This is a genomic window from Pseudomonas sp. LA5, assembly GCF_028640825.1.
Lineage (GTDB): Bacteria > Pseudomonadota > Gammaproteobacteria > Pseudomonadales > Pseudomonadaceae > Chryseomonas > Chryseomonas aestiva.
Map to the genome: position 1 here is coordinate 124,770 of NZ_JAQYZY010000025.1, position 22,897 is coordinate 147,666.

Genomic DNA, 22,897 nt, shown 5'->3' on the forward strand with positions numbered 1-22,897 from the left:
GGGTCAGGCAGGTTCGGGCAGATGGCAGCGCTTGCTGCCGCCGGGGATGGGTTCGCGTTCCGGATAGCGCTCGGCGCAGGGGCCGAAGCAGCGCGGGCAGCGGGGATGGAAGGCGCAGCCGCTGGGCGGCGAGATGGGATTGGGAAAGCTGCCGCCCAGGCCCAGCGCCGGCAGGCCCAGGCTGGGATCAGGGGTGAGCACCGCATCCAGCAGCGCCCGGGTATAGGGATGCGCCGGCTGGGCGAACAGCGCCGCTCGCTCGCGCTCCTCGACGATCTTGCCGAGGTACATCACCGCCACCCGGTCGGCCAGGTGCTCCACCACCGCCAGGTTGTGGCTGATGAGCAGATAGGTCAGACCGAATTCACGCTTGAGTTCCAGCAGCAGGTTGAGGATCTGCGCCTGCACCGAGACGTCCAGTGCCGAGGTGGGTTCGTCGCAGATCAGCACGTCCGGGCGCATCACCAGGGCGCGGGCAATGGCCACTCGCTGGCGCTGACCACCACTGAGCTGGCCGGGATGGCTGTCGGCGGCGCGCCGTGGCAAACCCACCACGTCGAGCATCTCGGCGACCCGCTGTTGCTGCTCGGCCGTCGAGCCCAGGCCATGCACCTTGAGCGGCAATGCCACGATCTCGCGCACCGTCTTGCGCGGATTGAGCGACGAATAAGGGTCCTGGAAGATCGGCTGGATATGCCGGGCCATTCGCTTGCGATCCACCCCGCGCAGGTGCTCGCCGCCTACCAGGATGTCGCCGCTGGTGGGTGCCAGCAGCCCCAGCAGCAGCTTGGCCAGGGTGCTCTTGCCGCACCCCGATTCCCCCACCAGACCCAGGGTCTCGCCGCGATGGAGCCGCAACGAAATGCCATCCACCGCCTTGAGGGTGGCCGGCGGGCGGAACAGGCCGCGACCCAGGGTGAATTCGCGGCGGATGTCGCACAGTTCCAGAGCGATCTCGCGGCTCATCGCACACCTCCGACCCGGCGCAGGGGTTCGCTGGGCAGGGCGAAATGGCAACGCGCCAGGTGCGCGCCCTTTTCCAACAAGGGCACGCTGTCGGCGCAGACCGCCACCGCCTGCGGGCATCTGTTGCGAAAGGCACAGCCGTGCTGCTCGCCGACCAGGCTGGGGACCAGGCCGGGAATGGCGCCCAGCGGCTGCCCGGGACGGGTCCGGCCCGGTACCGGGATGCTCGCCAGCAGCCCACGGGTATAGGGGTGTCGGGGGGCGGCGAACAGCTCGGCGGCCGGTGCCTGCTCGACGATCTGGCCGGCATACATGACCGCTACCCGGTCGGCGATGCGCGCCACCAGCCCCAGGTCATGGGTGATGAACACGATGGCCGTGCCGAATTCCCGCTGCAGATCGCGCAACAGGTGCAGGATCTGCGCCTGGATGGTGACGTCCAGCGCCGTGGTGGGTTCGTCGGCGATGATGAGGTCCGGTTCGCAGAGCAGCGCCATGGCGATCACCACCCGCTGGCGCAATCCGCCACTGAGCTGGTGCGGATACTGGCGCAGGCGCTCGCCGGCGTTGCTGATGCCGACCTTTTCCAGCATGGCCTCCGCGCCTGCCCAGGCGGCCTTGCGATCCAGCCTGCGGTGGCGCCGCAGCACCTCGGCGAGCTGGTCGCCGATGCTGTAGGCCGGATTGAGGGCGGTCATGGGTTCCTGGAAGATCATCGCCAGGCGATTGCCGCGCAGGTCGCGCATGCCCTTTTCGCCCAGGGTCAGGAGGTCGTGCTCGCCCAGCGTCAGGCGCGCCGCCTGGCGCCGGGCCTGGCGCGGCAGCAGATCCATCAGCGCCAGGGAGGTGAGCGACTTGCCGCAGCCGGACTCGCCCACCAGGCAGAGCATTTCGCCCCGCTCCACCTGCAGGTCCAGGCCGCGCACGGCGTGCAGGGTGTCATCCCCCAGGGGGATATCGATCCGCAGGTCTCTTACGTCGAGCAGTGCCATGGTCAGTCCTCCGCTTAGTTGCGCCCGCTGGGCGCGGCCAGATCCCGGATACCGTCACCCACCAGGTTGATGGCCAGCACCAGCAGCATCAGGGCGATGCCGGGAATGGCGATCACCCAGGGCGAAAAGAACATGTAGGGCTTGCCTTCGGCGATCATCAGGCCCCAGGACGGCAACGGCGGCTGCACGCCCACGCCGAGAAAGGATAGAGTCGCCTCGAGCAGGATGGCGTGGGCCATCTCCAGGGTGATCACCACGATCAGCGCCCCCAGCACATTGGGCAGGATCTCGCCGACGATGACCCGCCAGGGCGAACAGCCCAGCGCCTGGGCAGCGGCGACGTATTCGGCGTCGCGAATCTGCTGCACGGCGGCGCGCACCACCACGGCGAAGCGATCCCACAGCAGACAGCCGAGCAGGATCACCACCACCTGCAGCGAGCCACCCACCAGGGAGGCGGCGGCCAGGGCCACCATCACTACCGGCAAGGCCAGGCGGGTGGTCACCAGGTAGCTCACCAGGGCGTCGACCTTGCCGCCGTAGTAGCCGGCGAGTACCCCGAGCAAGGTGCCGATGGCGCCGGAGATGAGCGCCGCGGCGAGACCGATGAACAGTGAGATGCGCGCGCCATAGAGCAGCCGGGAGAGATAGTCGCGGCCGAGCTTGTCTGTGCCCAGCGGATGGGCCCAGGTGCCCTTGGCCATCCATACCGGTGGTTTCATCCGCTGCATCACGTCCTGGGCATAGGGGTCGTGGGGCGCCAGCCAGGGCGCGGCCAGGGCGGCGAAGACGATGACGACGAGCAGCACGGCGCCCAGGGCGAAGCCGCGGTGGCCGAACCAGCGGCGCAGCTGGCGGCCCAGCGTCGGGCGCGGGGGCAGATAGTCGTCGAGCACGAAGGGATTGGCGACGGTCATGGAGCCTCCTAGCGCACGCGAATGCGCGGGTCGAGCAAGGCGTTGAGCAGATCGGCCACCAGCGTCAGCACGATATAGATCAACGCGATCAAGAGGACGATGGCCTGCACCACCGGGAAGTCGTTGCGGGCGATGGCGTCCCAGGCCAGCTGGCCGATGCCCTGCAGCGAGAACACCGCCTCGATCACCACCGAGCCGCCCAGCATGAAGCCGAACTCCACCGCGGCCAGGGCCACCACCGGGATCAGCGCATTGCGCAGGGCGTGCTTGAACAGTACCCGGGCCGGACTCAGGCCCTTGGCCCGGGCGGTGCGGATGTAGTCGGCGCCCAGTACATCGAGCATCCCGGCCCGGGTCAAACGCATCAGCGAGGGAGTGGCGTAGTAGCCCAGGGCGATCGCCGGCAGGATGAAGTGCTGCCAGCTGGTATTGCCGGACACCGGCAGCCATTTAAGGGTCACGGCGAAGACGACGATCAGCACCAGGGCGAACCAGAAGCTGGGCATCGCCTGGCCGAAGGTCGCCAGGGTCAGCGCCAGGCGGTCGATCCAGGTGTCGCGCCGGACCGCGGCCAGCACCCCGAGCGGGATGGCGATGAGCAGCGCCACCAGCAGCGCGATGGTGCCCAGGGTCAGGGTGATGGGCAGGCGGCTGGCGATGAGATCCCGCACCGATTCCTGGAAGAAGAACGACTGCCCCAGGTCCAGGCGCAGCAACTGCCCGATCCACTCGACGTACTGCGTCGCCAGGGGTTTATCGAGGCCGTGTTGATGACGCACCACCTCGATCTGCTCGGCGGTGGCCTCGGGTCCGGCGATGGCGGTGGCCAGGTCGCCGGACAGGTGCAGCAGGAAGAAACTGATGAGGGAAACGGTAAAGGCCACGGCCAGGGCGATACCCAGGCGGCGCAGGAGATAGGCGGACATGTTCGGCTCCTCGGCTGAGAACCTGTTCAAGCGCTGCTGCGCGTCGGCCAAACGGCGTTGAAAAGGCCTTCGGAATGCTCATTTACCATTCGTAAACTCCGCTTCCTCAGGCCTTTTCGCCTTGTTTGGCTCTAGCTCGCGAGCTTGAACAGGTTCTGAAGACGCCCCCGTGCGGGGCGCCGGGACGGATCAGTTCCAGTGGGCCAGGGCGAAGCGCGGCAATTCGTCCGGATAGGGCTGGAAGGCCAGGTCCGAGGTGAAGGCGTAGTTGATGGAATAGTTGAACACCGGCGCCCAGTAGGCCTGCGCGGCGATCCGCTGCAGCGCCTTGCGGTAGTTGTCCTTGCGCACCGCCGGATCCATGGCGGTGTCGGCCACCTTGAGCCAGTCGATCACCTGGGGATCCTTAGCCACGTCGTCGGCATTGCCCTTGAAATACACGCCCGTGGCCGCCGAGGCGTCGGCGATGGAGAACGAGCCCCAGGCGAGAAAGGCCATGGGCACCTTGCCGGCGCGCTGCTGGTCGCGCAGGGCAGCGTATTTCAGATAGCGCAGCTTGGCGTCGATGCCCACCGCACGCAGGTCCCCGATCAGCGCCTCGACCACGTCACGATCGCGGTAGGCGAAGATCTCGGTGCTGAAGCCGTTGGGATAGCCGGCGGCCTTGAGCAGCGCCTTGGCCTTGGCCGGGTCGTAGGCGTAACCCGGTACGGCTTTGGCGTCGCAGCCGAATTGCTCCGGATAGCAGGCCACCTGCAGCGGCTGGCTGCCGCCCCCCATGAGCTGGCTGGCGATGGCCTGGCGATTGATGGCGTAGTTGACTGCCTGGCGCACCTCGGCCTTGGCAAAGGGTGAATCCGGGCTGGAGGCGCCCTGGGCGTCCATGCTGAGGAAGCCGATCCTCATGCTGGCGCCGCTCTCCACGGTGAGGTTGGGCGCGGCCTTGAGTTGCTCGGCCTGGTCCGGCGCCACGCGCCAGGCCCAGTCGATGCCGCCGGTCATGAGCTCGGCGAGCCGGGTCTCGGCGTCGGGGATGACGCGGAACTGGATGTGGCCGATGCGTGGCTGACCCTGGGGACTGTCCTTGAAATAGTCCGGATTGCGCTCCAGCGTGACCCCCTGGCCGCTGGTGACCGCGACGATGCGATAGGGCCCGGTACCCACCGGCTTTTGCGCGAAGCCCGCCAGACCGACCTTCTGGAAGTACTTGCCGGGATAGATGGGCAAGGGATTGGCCAGGTATTCCAGCGCGGCGGGAAACGGCTGCTTGAGGTGCAGGCGAACCTTGTATTCGCCCAGCTTCTCGGCGCTCTTGATCCAGTTGACGTTCTGCTGGGTGACCACCTTGCCTTCGGGCGAGGCCACGTAGTTGAAGGTGAAGACCACGTCGTCGGCGGTGAAGGGATCGCCGTTGTGGAAGGTCACGCCCTGGCGCAGATCGAAGTCGAGGGTCAGCGGATCGACCTGCTGCCAGCCGGTGGCCAGCATCGGCCGGTATTCACCGGTCTGGGGATCGCGGTAGATCAGGGTATCCCAGGCCAGGTGGGCGAGGATGACGCCTTCACGGGCATCGTTGTGATAGGGGCTGACGTTTTCGGGCTCGGTGTCGGAGGCGTAGACCAGGGTGTCGTTGGCTTTGCCGGCGAAGGCCTGGCCCTGGGCCAGGAAGAGGGAAAACGCGATGCCACAAGCGAAACCTTTGAGTCCCATGCCGTCTGTCTCCGGGGCGGTGGTTGGTCAAAGGCAGGTCCGCGAAACGCGGGAAAGGAGTTCTTGCTGAAGCCTGTTGTTGGTCTCTTGACCCGACTCTAGGTCTTGCCATCCCATGCCACAAGCAGAATATTTAGATGCGAGCCATGCCTTTTCGGCAAAGGAGGCCCTATGCAGCCCTACGGCATTCAGTCCACCGCCCTGCGCTATTTCCTCGAGGTGGTGCGGTGCGGCTCCATCAGCGAAGCTTCCCAGCGGCTCAATGTCGCGGCCAGTGCGGTGAGTCGCCAGATCGCCAAACTGGAGCGCGAACTGCAGACGCCGCTGCTCGAACGCCGCGCCCGTGGCGTCGTGCCCAGCGCCGCCGGCGAGCGTCTGGCCGTGCATGCGCGCAAGGCGCAGCTGGCCAGCGAGCAGGTCGCGGCCGAGTTGCGGGGCCTCGCCGACCTGCGCCGCGGCCAGGTACGCCTGGCCACCACCGAAGGCTTTTCGCTGGACTTCCTGCCCGAGGTCATCGTGGCCTTTCGCCAGGGCTATGCCGGCATCCACTTTTCCCTGGAGGTCTGCGCGCCGGCGGCGGTCACGCGCCGGGTCCAGGAAGGTGACGCCGACCTGGGCCTCACCTTCAGCCTCAGGCCAGAGCCGGACATCAGCGTCGACGCCGCCTTGAGTGGCGCCATCGAGGCGGTGGTGGCGCCCGAGCATCCCCTCGCCGGCCGTACCGGGCTGACCCTGGCCGACCTACAGCCCTTTCCGCTGGCGCTGCCGATGCCCGATACCACGGTGCGCCAGCTGTTCGACATCTGCTGTGGCGTCCAGGGACTCTCCTTCGAGCCCGTGCTGGTGAGCAACAACATGCAGGCGCTCTATCGTTTCGCCGCCTTGGGCGGTGGCGTGGCGCTCTCAAGCGAACTGAGCCTGCGTAGTCGACTGCGCGAAGGCCAACTGGTGGCCCTGCCCCTGCTGGACGAAGGCCTGGCCGCGCGGCGGATCGAATTGCAGAGCATGGCGGGTCGCGAATTGCCCCCGGCGGTGAATGCCTTTCGCCAGGCGCTGATCGCGGCGCTGGGGCGCTGAGTCAAAGCAGTGCATCGTGCCGCTTCGAACGCACTGCAACGGGGCGGCGCGCTGGATACAGCCTCAACGTCATGGCGAGCAATCAGCATGGCACGGGGCCTGGCGGCAACTGGCACGCATCTGGCAAAGACCATAGCGTGCAGGAGCACCGGCCAGCCGGTTTGATGCACCACAATCTGCAATGGATGACTAGGGTTCCGACTCGCTCGTGCGGGTGTCTGGTCCGAGAGTCGTCGACCTCTGATGGGGTTACACGGCGGGACAAAAGCCCGGGAGACACAGCGCCAGTCGCGTGCTCCTGTCCCGTCGTCCATCCTATTGGAGGTCCCATGCGCCATCCCCTGCTCGCCTCGCTCGTTCTCGGTTGTTCCCTGCTGCTTGGTGCCACCGCTCAGGCGGCGCCGCGCGACGACTTCAAGGTGTGCTGGACGATCTATGCCGGCTGGATGCCCTTGGGCGAAGCCCAGGCCCAGGGCATCATCGACAAGTGGGCCAAGAAATACGGCATCCACATCGAGGTCGTGCAGCTCAACGACTACGTCGAATCCATCAATCAATACACCACCGGCCAGTTCGACGGCTGCGCCATGACCAACATGGACGCCCTGACCATTCCGGCCGCCGGCGGCGTGGACAGCACGGCGCTGATCGTCAGCGACTACTCCAACGGCAACGACGGCGTGGTGATGAAGGGCAAGGGCAAGACCCTGGCCGACCTCAAGGGCCAGCAGGTCAACCTGGTGCAGTTCTCCGTCTCCCACTATTTGCTGGCGCGCGCGCTGCAGAGCGTGGGGCTGAGCGAGAGGGACCTGACCACCGTCAACACCTCCGACGCCGACATGGTGGCCGCCTTCCAGACCGCCGACGTGCGCAACGTGGTGACCTGGAATCCGCTGCTGGCCGAGATCAAGGCTCAGCCAGACACCACCGAGGTGTTCGACTCCAGCAAGATTCCCGGCGAGATCCTCGACATGCTGGTGGTGAACACCGCCACGCTCAAGGACAACCCGGCCCTGGGCAAGGCCCTGACCGGTGCCTGGTTCGAGATGCTGGCGCTGATGCAGTCCGGCGACGCCAAGGGCAAGGCGGCCCTGGAGGCCATGGCCAAGGCCTCGGGTACCGATCTCGCCGGCTTCCAGGCGCAACTGGACAAGACCCGGCTGTTCGCCACGCCCGCCGAGGCCCTGGCCTTCGTCAAGGATCCCGCGCTGCCGACCACCATGCAGCGCATCGCCCACTTCTCCTTCGAACACGGCCTGCTGGGCCAGGGCGCACCCAGCGCCGAGGCCATCGGCATCGCCTATCCGGGCGGCAAGACCAGCGGGGACGCGGGCAATCTCAAGCTGCGCTTCGATCCGACCTTCGTACAGCTGGCCGCCGACGGCAAGCTCTGAGCCCCGCCGCGAGGACGACGCCCATGCGCTTCATCAATCGGCATCCCGATCGGGGCGGCCGGCTCCTGCTGGTCCTGCTGCCCTTCGCCCTGCTCGCCCTGCTCTATCTGGTGGGCTCGGCCACCCGGCTGGCGGAAAACCCCAACGACAAGCTGTTGCCCAGCGTGGCGCAGATGGCCGATGCGGTGCAGCGCCTGGCCTTTACCGCCGACGTGCGTACCGGGGGTTATCCGTTCTGGCAGGACACCCTGGCCAGCCTGCAACGCCTGGGCCTGGGCCTGGGGATCGCCGCGCTGATCGCCCTGGTGGTGGGCATCGCCGCGGGCAGTCTGCCCCTGGTCGGCGCGCCGCTGTCGCCGCTGGTGACGGTGCTCTCGATGATCCCGCCGCTGGCGATCCTGCCGATCCTCTTCATCGTCTTCGGCCTGGGCGAACTGGCCAAGGTGATGCTGATCGTGGTGGGCGTCACCCCGGTGCTGATCCGCGAGCTGGACCAGCGCGCCCGGGAGCTGCCACGCGAACTGCTGATCAAGGCCCAGACCCTGGGCGCCAACAGCTGGACGGTGATCCTGCGCCTGGTGCTGCCGCAGCTGCTGCCGCGCCTGCTCATCGCCCTGCGGCTGCAGCTGGGCGCCGCCTGGCTGTTTCTCATCGCCGCCGAGGCCATCGCCGCCACCGATGGCCTCGGCTATCGCATCTTCCTGGTGCGGCGCTATCTGGCCATGGACGTGATCCTGCCCTATGTCGCCTGGATCACCCTGCTGGCCTGGCTGCTGGACGCGGGCCTGCGCCTGCTGACGCGGCGCGCCTTTCCCTGGTACGGGGAGGGTCGCTGATGATCGAGGTCCGCAATCTCTGGCAACGCTATGGCGAGCAGGTGGTGCTCGAAGGTCTCAATCTGCAGGTGCGCGAAGGCGAATTCTGCGCCCTGGTCGGTGCCTCCGGCTGCGGCAAGTCCACCTTCCTGCGTCTGCTGCTCGGCCAGGAGCGGCCCAGCCGTGGCGAGATCAGCATCGATGGTCAGCCGCTCTCGGCGGAACCGGATCCCGAGCGGGGCGTGGTCTTTCAGCGCTATTCGGTGTTTCCCCACCTGAGCGTGCTGGACAACGTCGCCCTGGGCCTGGAATTGCCCAGGTCCCCGCTGCTCGGCCGGCTGCTGGGCACGGCCAAGCGCCAGGCCCGGGAACAGGCCGCCGCCCTGCTCGAACGCGTCGGCCTGAGCCAGGCGCTGGGCAAGTACCCGGGGCAGCTGTCCGGCGGCATGCAGCAGCGCCTCGCCATCGCCCAGGCGCTGATCGTCCGGCCACGCATCCTGCTCCTGGACGAGCCTTTCGGCGCCCTCGATCCCGGCATCCGCAAGGACATGCACGCCCTGCTGCTGGAGCTCTGGCACGAGCGCCCGCTCACGGTGTTCATGGTCACCCATGACCTGCACGAGGGCTTCAGCCTGGCCACCCGGGTGCTGGTGTTCGACAAGGTCCGCCAGGACCCGCAAGCCCCCGGCGCCTATGGCGCCCGCATCACCTACGACCTGCCCCTGACCGCCAAGACCCGGCCCGTGCATGCGCCTGGGACTCGGCCAGCCCTTACCTGACGAGGTTGCCCATGACTGACGAACTGCTCTACCAGGAACGCGTCCCCGGCGGCGGCACCGCCTCCTTCATCCTGCGCCGCGGCCAGACCCTGCGGCTGACCGACGTGGAAGGCGGCGCCAATGTCAGCCTGCTGCTGTTCAATGCCGATGACCGCAGCGAGCGGCTGAACCTGCCCGATACCCTCAAGGGCCAGCACACCGCGCGTCTCACCGCCGGCCATTGCCTCTATTCCGACATGGGGCGGGTGCTGGCGGCCGTGGTGCGCGACACCTGCGGCTGGCACGACAGCTTTGGCGGCGTGGCCAATGCCGCCGAGGTGGCGGAGAAATACGGCGCGGGTCGCTACCAGGAGCTGCGCAACGGCTTCCACCGCAATGGCACCGACAACCTGCTGGTGGAACTGGCCAAGTGGGGCCTGGGCCTGGAAGACCTGCTGATGACCCTCAACCTGTTCAGCCGGGTGGACGTGGATGCCGCGGGCGCCTTTGCCTTCGTGCCCGGCAACTCCCGCGCCGGCGATCTGGTCGAGCTCCATGCGCCCATGAACACCCTGGTGGTGCTGACCGCCCTGCAGCATCCGCTGGACCCGGACCCGGTCTATGCGCCGCGCCCGGTCGATCTCGCCCAGTTGCGCGCGGCGCCCAAGGTGGCCGAACGCTGCCGCACCTCGCGCCCGGAAAACGAGCGCGCCTTTCAGAACACCGCCCGCTACTTCCTCTGAGGCCCTGCCATGACCCTTATCGCCAGCACCAAACGCCCGGAAGATGCCAGCTACCGCGCCCTCCTGCCGGCCGGAGCGCCCTACCTCAAGGAGGTCAAGGCCGGCCAGACCCTGCGCATCCATGACCTGGAAGGCAACCAGGCGGTGGACACCCTCTTCTACGCCGCCGCCAACCCCCAGGAACGCTACGATCCCCAGCGCACCCTGAGACGCCAGGGCCGGGTCTATCTGTCGACCGGCAGCGTGCTCTATTCCAACCTGGGCAATCCCCTGCTGACCATCGTCGCCGACACCTGTGGCCGCCACGACACCCTGGGCGGCGCCTGCTCCCAGGAGAGCAATACGGTGCGCTACGCCCTGGATCGCCGGCAGATGCACAGCTGCCGCGACAACTTCCTCTGCGCCGGTGGTCATGACGGGCGCCTGGGCAAGCGCGACATCGGCGCCAACATCAACTTCTTCATGAACGTGCCGGTGACCGCGGACGGCGGCCTGACCTTCGCCGATGGCATCTCCGGCGCCGGCAAGTATGTGGAGTTGCGCGCCGAGACCGACGTCATCCTGCTTATTTCCAATTGCCCGCAACTCAACAACCCCTGCAACGGCTGGAACCCCACTCCGGCGGAGGTGCTGCTATGGGACTGACCCACGCACGCCGGCTCTGGCAGTGGCTGCGACCGCGTCTCCATCGCCTCTGCGAAGTCCGCGCCGGACGCTACAGCTACCGCGGCAAGCGCTAGACGCCAACTGACCTACCGCCCTCGCGCGGCCTCTTGGGGACGACCCCGAGAGCTTTTATCTGGCGGGACGGCCCGCCGCCTTCGAGGACGCCTCGAATGTTCACCACCCTGCTCATCGCCAACCGTGGCGCCATCAGCTGCCGCATCCAGCGCACCCTGCGCGACCTGGGCGTCGCCGCGGTTGCCGTCTACAGCGAAGCCGATCGCGCCAGCCGCCATGTCAGCGCGGCCGACCAGGCCTTCAGCCTGGGCGAAGGCGCCGCCGCGGCCACCTACCTGGACACCGCCAAGCTGCTCGAAGTGGCGCGCCAGAGCGGCGCCCAGGCCATTCACCCGGGTTATGGCTTCCTTTCCGAGAACGCCGCCTTCGCCGAAGCCTGCGAAGCCGCCGGCATCGCCTTCGTCGGGCCCACCCCCGAGCAACTGCGCACCTTTGGTCTCAAGCACACGGCGCGGGCCCTGGCGCGCGCCCAGGGCGTGCCGCTGCTGGAGGGCACCGAGCTGCTGGATACCCTGGAAGGGGCACTGGCGGCCGCACAACAGATCGGTTATCCGGTGATGCTCAAGAGCACCGCCGGTGGCGGCGGCATCGGCATGCGCGTGTGCCGCACGGACCCTGAACTCGCCGAGGCCTTCGACGCCGTGCGCCGGCTGGGTCAGAACAACTTCAGCGACGCGGGCGTCTTTCTGGAGAAGTACATCGAGCGCGCCCGGCACCTGGAGGTGCAGGTGTTCGGTGATGGCCAGGGCGAGGTGCTGGCGCTGGGCGTGCGCGACTGCTCGGTGCAGCGCCGCAACCAGAAGGTACTGGAGGAGACCCCGGCGCCCAACCTGCCAGCCGGCATGGCCGAGGCGCTCTGCGCCGCCGCCCTGGAGCTGGCACGCGCGGTACGCTATCGCAGCGCCGGTACCGTGGAGTTCGTCTACGACAGCGCCGCCGACCGCTTCTACTTCCTGGAGGTGAACACCCGGCTGCAGGTCGAGCACGGCGTCACCGAGCAGGTCTGGGGCGTGGACCTGGTGCGCTGGATGATCGAACTGGCCGCTGGCGAACTGCCGCCGCTGGCCGTGCTCGCCGCGGGGCTGCAGCCCCAGGGCCATGCCATCCAGGCGCGGCTCTATGCCGAAGACCCGGGTCGCGACTTCCAGCCCAGCCCGGGCCTGCTGACCCAGGTCGACTTCCCACCCGCGGATGGCCGGGCGCTGCGCCTGGACACCTGGATCGAGGCTGGCTGCGAGATCCCGCCCTATTTCGATCCCCTGGTGGCCAAGGTCATCGCCTGGGCCCCCGACCGCGACGCCGCCCGGCAACGCCTCGACCAGGCCCTGGCGGCGACCCGGCTCTATGGCGTGGAAACCAATGGCGACTACCTGCGGCAGATCCTCGCCGCCGCGCCCTTCGCCTCGGGCCAGCCCTGGACGCGCTGCCTGGAGGGGCTGACCTACCAGGCCACCACCCTGGAGGTGCTCAGCGCCGGCACCCAGACCACGGTGCAGGACGCCCCCGGGCGCCTCGGCTACTGGTCGGTGGGCATTCCCCCTTCCGGCCCCATGGACGACCGCGCCCTGCGCCTGGGCAATCGCCTGCTCGGTAACGACGGCCGCGCGGCCGCCCTGGAAATCACCCTGGCCGGCCCTACCCTGAGATTCAACACCGAGGCCGTGGTGGTGGTCACCGGCGCGGCGCTGCCGATCCTGCTGGACGACCAACCCCAGGCCATGGACAGCGTCTTTCGCGTCCCCGCGGGTGCCATCCTGCACCTGGGCGCCATCACCGGCGCCGGCGCCCGCAGCTATCTCTGCCTGAGAGGCGGCCTGGACCTGCCCGACTACCTGGGCAGTCGCAGCACCTTCACCCTCGGCCAGTTCGGCGGTCACGGTGGCCGCGCCCTGCGCGCCGGCGACGTGCTGCACCTGCACTCGCTGACCGACGCACGTGCGGAGGCCCGGCTGCCCCTCGCCCTGACCACCCGGCTGCCCGAGACCCGCACCCTGCGCGTCATCTATGGACCGCACGGTGCGCCGGACTATTTCAGCCCGGCCTATCTGGATCTCTTTCTCGCCACCGACTGGGAGGTGCACTTCAATTCCAGTCGCACCGGCGTGCGCCTGATCGGCCCCAAGCCGGAATGGACCCGCGAAGACGGCGGCGAGGCTGGTCTGCATCCCTCCAATATCCATGACAATCCCTATGCGGTGGGCGCGGTGGACTTCACCGGCGACATGCCGGTCATCCTCGGCCCGGACGGCCCCAGCCTGGGCGGCTTCGTCTGTCCGGTCACAGTGATCGAAGCCGACCTCTGGCAACTGGGCCAGCTCAAGGCCGGCGACCGGCTGCGCTTCCTGCCGGTGGACCTGGCGACCGCGCGACGCCTGCAGCAGGCACGCCTGGCCGAGGAAAGCAGCTTGCAGCCGCAGGCGGAGATCGCCATTACGCCCGAGCGCGGCGATCCCGTGGTGCTGGATCTGGGCCAGGGCGCCGAGCGCCTGGTGGCGCGGCTTTCCGGGGATACCCATCTGCTGCTGGAGATCGGCCCACCGGAGCTGGACCTGGCCTTGCGCTTTCGCGGCCATGGGCTGATGCAGGCACTGGCCGCGCTGGCGCTGCCCGGGTTGTACGAACTCACCCCCGGCATCCGTTCGCTACAGGTGCACTACCAGCCCGAGGCACTGCCTCTGGCAGAGCTGCTGGCGGCGGTCAGTCGCTGCTGGCAGGCGCTGGGCGATGCCCAGGACCTGCGGGTGCCCTCGCGCATCGTCCATCTGCCGCTGTCCTGGGACGATCCGGCCTGCCGCCTGGCCATCGAAAAATACACCACCACGGTGCGCAAGGACGCGCCCTGGTGCCCGAGCAACTTGGAGTTCATCCGCCGGGTGAATGACCTGGAGTCCCTGGAGGCGGTCAAGCGCATCGTCTTCGACGCCAGCTACCTGGTAATGGGCCTCGGCGACGTCTATCTGGGTGCGCCGGTGGCCACCCCCCTCGATCCGCGTCACCGGCTGGTGACCACCAAGTACAACCCGGCGCGTACCTGGACCGCGGAAAACTCGGTGGGCATCGGTGGCGCCTATCTCTGCGTGTACGGCATGGAAGGCCCTGGCGGCTATCAGTTCGTCGGTCGCACCCTGCAGATGTGGAATCGCTACCGTGACGTGGAAGCCTTCCACGGCCAGCCCTATCTGCTGCGCTTCTTCGATCAGATCCGCTTCCATGAGGTGTCGGCGGACGAGCTGCTACGCATCCGCGCGGACTTCCTACTGGGTCGCGTGCCGCTGCGCATCGAAGAGAGCGAATTGTCCCTGGCCGACTACCAGGCCTTCCTGGCACGCGAAGCCGAGGGTATTACCACCTTCCGCACGCGCCAGCAGAGCGCCTTCGCCGCCGAGCGGCAGCGCTGGATCGACTCCGGCCAGGCGCATTTCGACAGCCAGGAAGCCGCCGTGGAAGCCACCGAGGATGTCCCCCTCGCCAGCCACCAGCTGGCCCTGGAAAGCCCGGTGGCCGGCAATCTCTGGCAGGCCCAGGTGCAGCCGGGCGACCAGGTGGAAGCCGGCCAGCCGTTGCTGATCCTGGAATCCATGAAGATGGAAATCCCGTTGCTCGCGCCTTGCAGCGGCCGGATCCACGACCTGCAGGTCCAGCCCGGCTCGCCGATCCGCGCCGGCCAGCGCCTGCTGGTCATCGACAAGACGTGAAGGAAGCCACCATGACATTCGATCTGCGCCTCGACACCCTGAGCGCCGCCTATGCCGCCGGGACCCGGACCCCACGCACGCTCATCGTTGAATTGCGGGAACAGGCCGCGGCCCTCAACCCCGAGTACCACCTGTTCATCCACCTGCTGACCCCAGCCGAGCTGGAGCCCTATCTCGCCGCCCTGGACGATCGCGATCCCGCCGAGCTGCCGCTCTATGGCATCCCCTTCGCCATCAAGGACAACATCGACCTCGCCGGCATCCCCACCACGGCGGCCTGCCCGGCCTATGCCTATGTGCCCGAACGCTCGGCGACCCTGGTGGAACAGCTGGTCGCCCTGGGCGCCGTGCCGCTGGGCAAGTGCAATCTCGACCAGTTCGCCACCGGCCTCAACGGCACCCGTTCGCCCTACGGCGCCTGTCGCAACAGTGTCCATCCGGACTATCCTTCCGGCGGCTCCAGTGCCGGTTCGGCGCTGGCCGTGTCCCTGGGTGTCGCCAGCTTCGCCCTGGGCACCGATACCGCCGGTTCCGGGCGCGTGCCTGCGGGGCTGAACAACCTGGTGGGTCTCAAGGGCAGCAAGGGACTGCTGTCCACCGCCGGCGTGGTGCCTGCCTGCCAGACCCTGGACTGCGTGACCTTCTTTACCGCCACCGCCGCCGAAGCCAGCACGCTGCTGGCGCTCACCGCCCGCCTCGATCCGCGCGATCCCTACAGCCGCGCCAATCCACAGTGGAACGACGCCAGCGCCTTCGGCCGCCCGCGGCCCTTCCGCTTCGGCGTCCCGACCCAGCTGGAATTCCTCGGCTGCCCGGAAAGCCCGGCGCTGTTCGCGGCGGCCAAGGCCCAGCTGGAGGCCCTGGGGGGCGAAGCCGTGCCGCTGGACCTTGCGCCCTTCCTGGAAGCCGCGCGCCTGCTCTATGAAGGCCCCTGGGTCGCCGAGCGCTATAGCGTGGCCGGCGCCCTGATCGAGGCCGAACCGGACGCCGTACTGCCAGTGATCCGCGCCGTGCTGGAAAAGGCGCCCGACACCACGGCGGTGGACGCCTTTCGCGCTGGCTACCGCCTGCAGGCGCTGAAAGCCCGGTGCGACACCCTGCTCGCCGAACTGGATTGCGTCCTTACCCCCACCTATCCGCGCCCGGTGACCCTGGCGGAACTGGCCGCCGAACCGGTCACCCGCAACGCCGATCTGGGTTACTACACCAACTTCATGAACCTGCTGGACTACGCCGCCGTGGCCGTGCCGGCCGGCGTCATGGCCAACGGCCTGCCCTGGGGCGTGACGCTGTTCGGCCGGGTCTTCACCGACCAGTACCTGCTGAGCCTGGCCGCGGCCCTGCAGGAAGCCCAAGGCCTGGCGCTGGTCGGCGGCGCCCTGCCGCACGCCAGCCTGCCGGCGCGTCCCGCCCACCATGACCGTGCCCGGCTGGTGGTCTGCGGTGCCCATCTGCAGGGGCTGCCCCTCAATGGCCAGTTGCTCGCCCGCGGTGCCCGCCGCCTGGCCCTGACTCGGAGCGCGCCGCACTATCGCCTCCACGCCCTGGCCGGCGGCCCGCCGCTACGTCCGGGCATGGTCCGGGTCGCCGAAGACGGCGCCGCCATCGAGGTGGAGGTCTGGGAGCTGCCCAGCAGCGAACTGGGTAGCTTTCTCACCGGCATCCCCGCCCCGCTCGGCCTGGGCAAGGTGGAACTGGCCGATGGCAGCTGGGAAACCGGCTTCATCTGCGAGCCCTATGGCCTGGCGGAGGCTGAGGACATCACGGCGCATGGTGGGTGGCGGGCGTGGTTGGCGAGTCGCAGCGCCGTTTAGGTCGGGAAACGAGCTAGGCGGCGAAGCCACCGTATCAGCCAGGATGCGCAGCGCCGCTTCTAACCGCCGCTGTGCAAGCGGTGGACGCAAGCACCCGTCTGCTGTTCATGAGCTTCTTTCAAGCCGCCATGAGCTGCGGGCGCTAGCCGTACCCGTGGCCGCCTGCTATCAAGGGTGTTCGAAGCCGCTGACCGTTGCTGGGCAGTGGCGCCTCCTTGCTTGAAGATCGAAACACCCTCATGCCTCTCTCCTGCACCGACCGCTACGACCTTCCCCTGTCCACCGCTTCCACCCGCGCCGCCGAGCGCTATCAGGCCGGCATAGATCTCTTGCTGTCGCTCTGGCCCGGTGCGGCGGAAGCGTTGGACGAGGCCATCGCGGCCGATCCTGGCTTCGCCCTGGCCCATGCAGCGCGGGCACGGCTGCAGCTGATCGACAACCAGGCCGGCGCTGCCCGGGAGACCATCGCCCAGGCGCAGCGGCTGGTGGAGCGACATGGCACGGAGCGCGAGCGCAGCCATGTCGAGGTCGTGCGGCGGCTGATCGCCGGGGAAGCCGCCCAGGCCCTGGAGGGCGCGCTGGAACACGCCGAGCGCTGGCCGCGCGACATCCTGATCCTCGGCCTGCCGCTGGGGGCCTTCGGCTTGCTGGCATTTTCCGGGCGGGCGGATCATGACCAGGCGCGGGTCGAACTCTGCGAACGCCATGCCCGCCATTTCGCCGCGGATGACTGGTGGTTCCTGACCTACCGCGGCTGGTCCCACGGCGAGAACGGCGACGTGGTCCGCGGTCGGGCGCTTGCCGAGCGGGCGCTCGAGCTGCGCCGCCACAACGTCAATGCGGCCCATGCCCTGACCCATGTCCTGCACGAATCCGGCGCCAGCCAGTCCGCTCAGGCCCTGATCGCCGGCTGGCTGCCCGAGTACCCCCTTCACGGTACCCTGCATGGCCATATCGCCTGGCACGGCGCCCTGGTGGCCCTGGAACAGGGTGACAGCCAGGGCGCGCTGGCCCTCTATCAGCGCTTCGTGGCGCCGGCCGCGTCCACCGCCGGCCCGCTCAATCGAGTCAGCGACAACGCCTCCTTTCTCTGGCGCCTGGGCCTCTATGGCCATGAGGTGCCCGTCGGCCTCTGGCAGGCCACCGCAGCCAGCGCGGATGGGCTGTTCCAGCAACCGGGGCTGCCCTTTGCCGATGTCCATATGGCACTGATCGCCGCGGCGACCGGGGATCGTCTGGCGGTGGAAGCCCGCGTTGCCGGACTGGAAAGTCGTCTGCGCGACGGCGTCCTGCCCGCCGGGCCGGTCGTACCGCTGCTCTGCCGTGCGCTCCTGGCCTTCGCCGAAGCCGATTACCTGGGTTGTGCCCGCCTACTGGAACCATTGCGCGCTGACGTCCTCCGCATCGGCGGCAGCGGCGCCCAGCGCGAGGTCATCGAAGACACCCTGCTGGTCGCTCTGCTGCGCGGGGGTGAACAGGCCAAGGCCGCGGCGCTGCTGGACGAGCGGCTGCACCGCCGGCCCTCGACCCGGGATCGGCGCTGGCAGGCCAGCCTGGCGCTCGTTCGCTAGGACGCCCACCTAGCCGCCCTAGCAAGGGAGCAGTAGAGCCTCTATCTCTGTAGATTCGAATTCATTATATTTGCCTCTACAGATTGGAGAATCCTATGTCCCAGGTTGCCGTCGTCGAGCAATTTTCGAAAAGCCAGAGCACGATTGGTCTAAGGGCAGCGCTCAATATCCTGGAAAGATGGCAAGCTTCCAGCGAGCAGAGTTGCCGGATCCTGCGCATCTCACGCAGCACCTATACCCGAGCGTCGCAGCGGGACAGCGAATGGGCGGTGAGCCTGGATGCCGATCAACTGCAGCGTGTCAGCCTGGTGCTGAACATGCATTCCGCGTTGCGCCTGGTTTTCGACAACCCGGAAAACGTCTATGGCTTCGTCGCCATGGCCAATCACAATGAATTCTTCAATGGCCGTTCGCCGCTGGAGATAATGGCCCAAGGCGACATGATCTCCCTCTATGAAACCTTCCGGCGTATCGACGTCCTGCGCGGTGCCGGATGGTGAAGCTGGAGGACCTGCCCCTGCTGGCCGATGAGCGTCTACAAGGGCATCGCCTGGTCAACTCCAAATTCCCGCCCATCCACCTGTTCGACGATGTTGCCAATGCCGAAGATTTCGCCGTGCTCCATCAGTTACAGGTGTTGACCAACCCGCGCCTACAAAACGAACTGGGGCGTCTGGAGCTGATTCCCCGCGAACAGATTCCCTTCGGCATCTCGGGTTGCTCCTATGCGACAGCGCCCTTCACTCACGTCAATCCAGAGGGTTCGCGCTTCAGCGATGGCACCTTCGGCGTTCTCTATCTGGCCGACCATCCCGATACCGCCCTTGCCGAAGTCCACCATCATCAGCAGGCCTACTGGTCGAAGGTGCCGGCACTGAAGTACGAGCGTTTCGTCTTCCGTAATCTTTCGGTGAGCTTCTCCGAGAAGGGGGTACGCGACGCCCTGGTGCTAAAAGCAGCAGATCCTATCCATGATCCCTTGGACTACAGCGCGGCGCGCAGTCTGGGCGCCGCCGCCAAACGCGTCGGCTGCCCAGGTCTGCGCTATCGCTCGGTACGCCGCCCCGGCAGCCATTGCTGGGCGCTGCTAACCCCGCGCCTGGTCACTGCCGTGGTCCAGGCGGCGCCGGTTGAGATGATCTGGAATGGCGGCATCATCAGCGTGAATCGCCTCACCGCCGTGCCGGGCGAGTCGGACTGATCTGACACCGACCCATCAGGCGTGGGTCAGATACCAGCGCCAGTCCTGTTCCCCCACCTCGGCCATGAATTGCCGGTACTCCGCGCGCTTGATCGCCAGATAGACCTCGATGAAACGCTCACCCAGCGCCTCCCGGATCCAGCTGGAGCGCTCCAGCGCCTGCAGCGCGGTGAGCCAGTCGGTGGGCAGGAAGTCGGTGGCCTGCTCGTAGCCATTGCCGACGATGGCCGGCCCCGGGTCGCGTCGGTCACGGATGCCTTCGTGGATGGCAGCGAGGATGGCCGCGGCGGCCAGATAGGGATTGGCATCGGCGCCGCAGATGCGGTGCTCGATGTGGCGACTGCTGGCCGGACCTCCAGGTACGCGCAGGGATACGCTGCGGTTGTTGACTCCCCAGCTCTTGGCCAGCGGCGCATAGCTGTTGGCCTGGAAACGGCGGTAGGAGTTGGCGTTGGGACAGAAGATCGCCAGGGCGTCCAGCATCCGGTGCTGCATGCCGCCGATGGAATGGCGCAGCAGCGGCGTGCCCTGCGGGTCCTCGCTGGCATAGAGGTTATTGCCCTCGGCATCGGCCAGGCTGACGTGCAGGTGCAGGCCACTGCCCGCCTGGTCGCCGAACGGCTTGGCCATGAAGCAGGCCTGCAGGCCGTGGCGGTTGGCCACGCCCTTGACCAGGCGCTTGTAGCGAATGCCTTCGTCGATGGCCTGGAGGGCGTCGAAGCGGTGCAGCAGGGTCAGTTCGAGCTGGCCGGGGGCGTATTCGGAGATGGCCGTGCGCACCGGCAGGCCCTGCACCTCGCAGGCGGCGTAGAGGTCATCGAGAAACGGCTGCAGCTGCTCCAGTTCGTAGACCCCGTAGACCTGCGGCGAGCCGGGTCGCACGCCATTCATCTGCAGCGCCGGTTGCGGCCGGCCCTGGGCGTCGCGGGTGCGGTCGAGCAGATAGAACTCCAGCTCCACCGCCATCACCGGCTGGAAGCCGTCGGCCTGCAGCCGTTCGATCACCCGTACCAGGGCGTGCCGGGGATCGGCGGGCGTGGCCGGCAGCCCCTGGGTCGGGTGCATGCTCACCTGCACCTGACCGGTCGGGGTGCTGCGCCAGGGTTGCAGGGTCAGACTGCCGGGCAGTGGATAGGTCCAGCAGTCGACGTCGGCGACCTCCCAGACCAGACCGGTGGCTTCGACGTCCTCCCCCTGCAAGGTCAGCGCCAGGATGGAGCTGGGTAGCGGCCGGCCCTCCTCATAGATGGCCAGCAGTTCGTCCCGGTGCAGCAGCTTGCCGCGGGGCACGCCATTGGCATCGATCAGCATGAGTTCGATGCTGCGCACCTCGGGGTGGGCGGCGAGGAAGTCGCGGGCTTCCTGGGCGTCGGCGAAGTTCATGGCTGACACTCCCGGGCGCCGGGCAGCGCCAGGAGTTCGGCGAGGCCCTGGTCGAGGGTGGCGAGCAGCAGATCGACGTCTTCCGCAGCGAGGTCCGGGCAGCACAGGGTCATGTTGTGGAAGGGGGTGATGAGGATGCCCCGGTTGATCAGATAGAGGTGCAGCGCCTGCTGCAGGCTGTCATGGAAGGCGGCTTCCGCCTCGGCGCCCGTGGTGGGCGGCGTGGCGCAGAACTGGAATTCGCAGCGGGCGCCCAGCTCCGTCACCGACCAGGCCAGGCCATGGCGGGCGATCACCGCGCGTAGACCGGCGGCCAGTCGCGCTGCCATCGGCAGCATCCGTTCGTAGGCGGCCGGCGTCGCCACTTCCTCCAGGTTGACTCTGAGGCAACGCATGGCCAGGGCATTGGCCGACAGCGTGGTGCCCATGCCGCTGTGCCCATGGCCGTGGCTGGTCTCGCTGGCGTGCTGCTGCGCCAGGCGCATGGCCTGGGCCATCTCGTGGCTGCAGCCATAGGCCGAACAGGGCACGCCCCCGGCGATGGGTTTGCCGAAGGTGATGAAGTCCGGCTGCAGATTCCAGGCGCGGGTACAGCCGCCGGGGCCGGTGGACAGGGTATGGGTCTCGTCGATGATCAGCAGGGTGCCGTATTGCCGGGTCAGGGCGCGGACCTGGTCCATGAAGCCCGGGGCGGGCAGTACCATGCCGATGTTGGTCATGGCCGGTTCGCAGATCAGCGCGGCGACGTCGCCCTTCGCCAGCGCCTCCTCCAGCGCCGCGAGGTCGTTGAAGGGCACGGCCCGGCTGGTCTCGGCCAGGTTGTGCGCCTGGCCGATCAGGCCGCCGCGGTGCACGGTGCGACCGTCCTGATGGCGCACCATGACGTCGTCGACGGTGCCGTGATAGCAGCCGTCGAACACCAGCAGCACCTTGCGATTGGTGATGGCGCGCGCCCAGCGGATGACATAGCGATTGGCGTCGGTGGCGGTGGTCGCTACCTGCCAGAACGGCAGGCCGAAGCGCTCGGCGAGCAATTCCCCGGCGACCACGGCATCCTCGCCGGGCAGCATGGTGGTGAGCCCGCGCGCGCCCTGCTCGGCCAGGGCCCGGGCGATGGGTGCCGGCGAATGGCCGAACATGCTGCCGGTGTCGCCCAGGCAGAAGTCGATGTACTCGTGGCCGTCTACATCGTGGAAGCGCGAACCCTGGGCATGGCTGACGAACAGCGCACTGGGCATCGACCAGTCGTTCATCCAGTGCATGGGCACGCCGCCGAACAGCGAGTGCCGGGCCCGCTCGGCCAGGGCGAGGGATTTGGGATTGCGCGCCAGGAAGCGCTCGCGTTCGGCCGCGACAAAGGTCTGGACGGCGGCTTCGCTGATACCACTGGTGGTCATGTCGGACTCCTCTTGGGGTTGAGGGCGGCTCGGCCAGGGCTCAGTGCCCGGCCGAGACGCCGCAATCGATGGCCAGGTCGGCGCCGGTGATGGAGCGCGCGGCGGGTTGGCACAGGAAAAAGGCCAGTTCGGCGACTTCCTCGGGTTGGATGAAGCGCGCCTGCTCGCCTTGCGGATACTTCTCCAGCAATTCCTGCAGATAGGCGGCGGGATCGCCATTGCCGTAGCGCTCTGCCTGAAAGTTCAGCATGGGCGTCGCCACATCGCCGGGGGAGATGCTGTTGCAGCGCACCCCGCTGGGCGCCAGATCCAGCGCCAGGGCCTTGGTCATCAGGGTCACCGCGCCCTTGCTGGCGCAGTAGACGGCGGCATTGCGATTGCCCTGGCGACCGGCATCGCTGCTCAGGTTGACGATGGCGCCGCGGGTGTCGCGCAGCGCGGGAATGGCCGCGGCGCAGAGAAAGAAGCTGGCCTTGAGATTGACGTCCAGCACCAGGTCGAAGTCTTCCTCGCTGAAGGTCTCGGCCGGGCCTTCGCGCCAGACGCCGGCGCAGTGGACCAGGGCGTCGAGGCGACCGAGGCGGTCCAGGACGCTGGCGACCACCTCCCGGCTCGCGCGGGCCTGGCGCAGGTCGGCGGCGTGCTGGCCGGCAAGGCGGCCGTCGGCCTGGAGCGCCGCCAGGGCTGCGCCGTCGAGATCGGTGCCGAAGACCCGCCAGCCCGCCTGCAGGAAATGCTCGCGCACCGCCCCCCCGATGCCACCCAGAACCCCACTGACCAGTACGACCGGCTGCATG

The 22,897-nt window shown here is 68.0% G+C and carries 19 protein-coding genes and 1 riboswitch; of the genes, 11 read left to right on the plus strand and 8 right to left on the minus strand.

Features of this window, described 5'->3' with window-relative positions:
• Window positions 1–3: 3 nt before the first annotated feature.
• The 5 genes from PVZ72_RS07260 to PVZ72_RS07280 all read right to left on the minus strand — a co-directional run bounded on the left by PVZ72_RS07260 (window position 4) and on the right by PVZ72_RS07280 (window position 5,511).
• A complete protein-coding gene (locus PVZ72_RS07260) occupies window positions 4–966 on the minus strand; it encodes an ABC transporter ATP-binding protein (RefSeq protein WP_133861707.1) in 963 nt (320 codons plus the stop codon).
• A complete protein-coding gene (locus PVZ72_RS07265) occupies window positions 963–1,958 on the minus strand; it encodes an ABC transporter ATP-binding protein (protein ID WP_273861553.1) in 996 nt (331 codons plus the stop codon). Before PVZ72_RS07265 ends, PVZ72_RS07260 begins: the two co-directional genes overlap by 4 nt.
• A 14-nt stretch (window positions 1,959–1,972) precedes the next feature.
• Window positions 1,973–2,875, minus strand: a complete 903-nt coding sequence (locus tag PVZ72_RS07270; protein ID WP_158895531.1) for an ABC transporter permease — start codon at window positions 2,873–2,875, stop codon at window positions 1,973–1,975.
• Between the two features lie 8 nt (window positions 2,876–2,883).
• The gene (locus PVZ72_RS07275) at window positions 2,884–3,801 is read right to left on the minus strand and encodes an ABC transporter permease (protein ID WP_273861554.1); all 918 of its coding nucleotides are present in this window, start codon (window positions 3,799–3,801) and stop codon (window positions 2,884–2,886) included.
• Window positions 3,802–3,990: 189 nt separating this feature from the next.
• The gene (locus tag PVZ72_RS07280) at window positions 3,991–5,511 is read right to left on the minus strand and encodes an ABC transporter substrate-binding protein (protein ID WP_133861711.1); all 1,521 of its coding nucleotides are present in this window, start codon (window positions 5,509–5,511) and stop codon (window positions 3,991–3,993) included.
• Window positions 5,512–5,682: 171 nt separating this feature from the next.
• Between PVZ72_RS07280 and PVZ72_RS07285 the strand changes: the two genes are divergently transcribed.
• From PVZ72_RS07285 to PVZ72_RS07335, 11 genes are all read left to right on the plus strand, one after another.
• Window positions 5,683–6,588: a LysR family transcriptional regulator gene (locus PVZ72_RS07285; protein WP_273861555.1), complete on the plus strand. Its 906-nt coding sequence runs from the start codon at window positions 5,683–5,685 to the stop codon at window positions 6,586–6,588.
• 178 nt (window positions 6,589–6,766) lie between these two features.
• A riboswitch (guanidine-I (ykkC/yxkD leader) is annotated at window positions 6,767–6,866 on the plus strand.
• Window positions 6,867–6,917: 51 nt separating this feature from the next.
• Window positions 6,918–7,982 carry a putative urea ABC transporter substrate-binding protein gene (locus PVZ72_RS07290; RefSeq protein ID WP_273861556.1) on the plus strand — a complete coding sequence of 355 codons (1,065 nt, stop codon included), beginning with the start codon at window positions 6,918–6,920 and terminating at the stop codon, window positions 7,980–7,982.
• A 23-nt stretch (window positions 7,983–8,005) separates the two neighbouring features.
• On the plus strand, window positions 8,006–8,818 hold the full coding sequence (locus PVZ72_RS07295; RefSeq protein ID WP_027599335.1) for an ABC transporter permease: 813 nt from the start codon (window positions 8,006–8,008) through the stop codon (window positions 8,816–8,818).
• The gene (locus PVZ72_RS07300) at window positions 8,818–9,576 is read left to right on the plus strand and encodes an ABC transporter ATP-binding protein (protein ID WP_273861557.1); all 759 of its coding nucleotides are present in this window, start codon (window positions 8,818–8,820) and stop codon (window positions 9,574–9,576) included. The genes PVZ72_RS07295 and PVZ72_RS07300 overlap by 1 nt, the downstream gene beginning before the upstream one ends.
• Window positions 9,577–9,587: 11 nt before the next feature.
• On the plus strand, window positions 9,588–10,298 hold the full coding sequence (locus tag PVZ72_RS07305; protein ID WP_273861558.1) for an urea amidolyase associated protein UAAP1: 711 nt from the start codon (window positions 9,588–9,590) through the stop codon (window positions 10,296–10,298).
• 9 nt (window positions 10,299–10,307) lie between these two features.
• Window positions 10,308–10,943, plus strand: coding sequence for an urea amidolyase associated protein UAAP2 (locus PVZ72_RS07310; RefSeq protein WP_158895544.1), 636 nt, complete (start codon window positions 10,308–10,310; stop codon window positions 10,941–10,943).
• 191 nt (window positions 10,944–11,134) lie between these two features.
• Window positions 11,135–14,734 (plus strand): urea carboxylase, encoded by a 3,600-nt coding sequence (gene uca / locus PVZ72_RS07315; RefSeq protein ID WP_273861559.1) that lies wholly within the window; start codon window positions 11,135–11,137, stop codon window positions 14,732–14,734.
• A gap of 11 nt (window positions 14,735–14,745) precedes the next feature.
• Entirely contained in the window at window positions 14,746–16,548 is a 1,803-nt protein-coding gene (gene atzF, locus PVZ72_RS07320) for an allophanate hydrolase (RefSeq protein ID WP_187979263.1), read from the plus strand.
• Window positions 16,549–16,787: 239 nt separating this feature from the next.
• Window positions 16,788–18,119, plus strand: a complete 1,332-nt coding sequence (locus PVZ72_RS07325; RefSeq protein WP_273861560.1) for a tetratricopeptide repeat protein — start codon at window positions 16,788–16,790, stop codon at window positions 18,117–18,119.
• Window positions 18,120–18,214: 95 nt separating this feature from the next.
• Window positions 18,215–18,619, plus strand: a complete 405-nt coding sequence (locus tag PVZ72_RS07330; RefSeq protein WP_133861720.1) for an antitoxin Xre-like helix-turn-helix domain-containing protein — start codon at window positions 18,215–18,217, stop codon at window positions 18,617–18,619.
• Window positions 18,613–19,320, plus strand: a complete 708-nt coding sequence (locus tag PVZ72_RS07335; protein ID WP_273861561.1) for an RES family NAD+ phosphorylase — start codon at window positions 18,613–18,615, stop codon at window positions 19,318–19,320. The genes PVZ72_RS07330 and PVZ72_RS07335 overlap by 7 nt, the downstream gene beginning before the upstream one ends.
• 15 nt (window positions 19,321–19,335) lie before the next feature.
• Here the strand turns inward: PVZ72_RS07335 and PVZ72_RS07340 are convergent, their stop codons facing one another.
• From PVZ72_RS07340 to PVZ72_RS07350, 3 genes are read right to left on the minus strand one after another with little or no spacing between them, the layout of a single operon-like run.
• On the minus strand, window positions 19,336–20,703 hold the full coding sequence (locus tag PVZ72_RS07340; RefSeq protein WP_273861562.1) for a glutamine synthetase family protein: 1,368 nt from the start codon (window positions 20,701–20,703) through the stop codon (window positions 19,336–19,338).
• Window positions 20,700–22,100 (minus strand): aspartate aminotransferase family protein, encoded by a 1,401-nt coding sequence (locus PVZ72_RS07345; protein ID WP_273861563.1) that lies wholly within the window; start codon window positions 22,098–22,100, stop codon window positions 20,700–20,702. Before PVZ72_RS07345 ends, PVZ72_RS07340 begins: the two co-directional genes overlap by 4 nt.
• 40 nt (window positions 22,101–22,140) lie before the next feature.
• Window positions 22,141–22,896: an SDR family NAD(P)-dependent oxidoreductase gene (locus tag PVZ72_RS07350; protein WP_273861564.1), complete on the minus strand. Its 756-nt coding sequence runs from the start codon at window positions 22,894–22,896 to the stop codon at window positions 22,141–22,143.
• Window position 22,897: the final 1 nt, after the last annotated feature.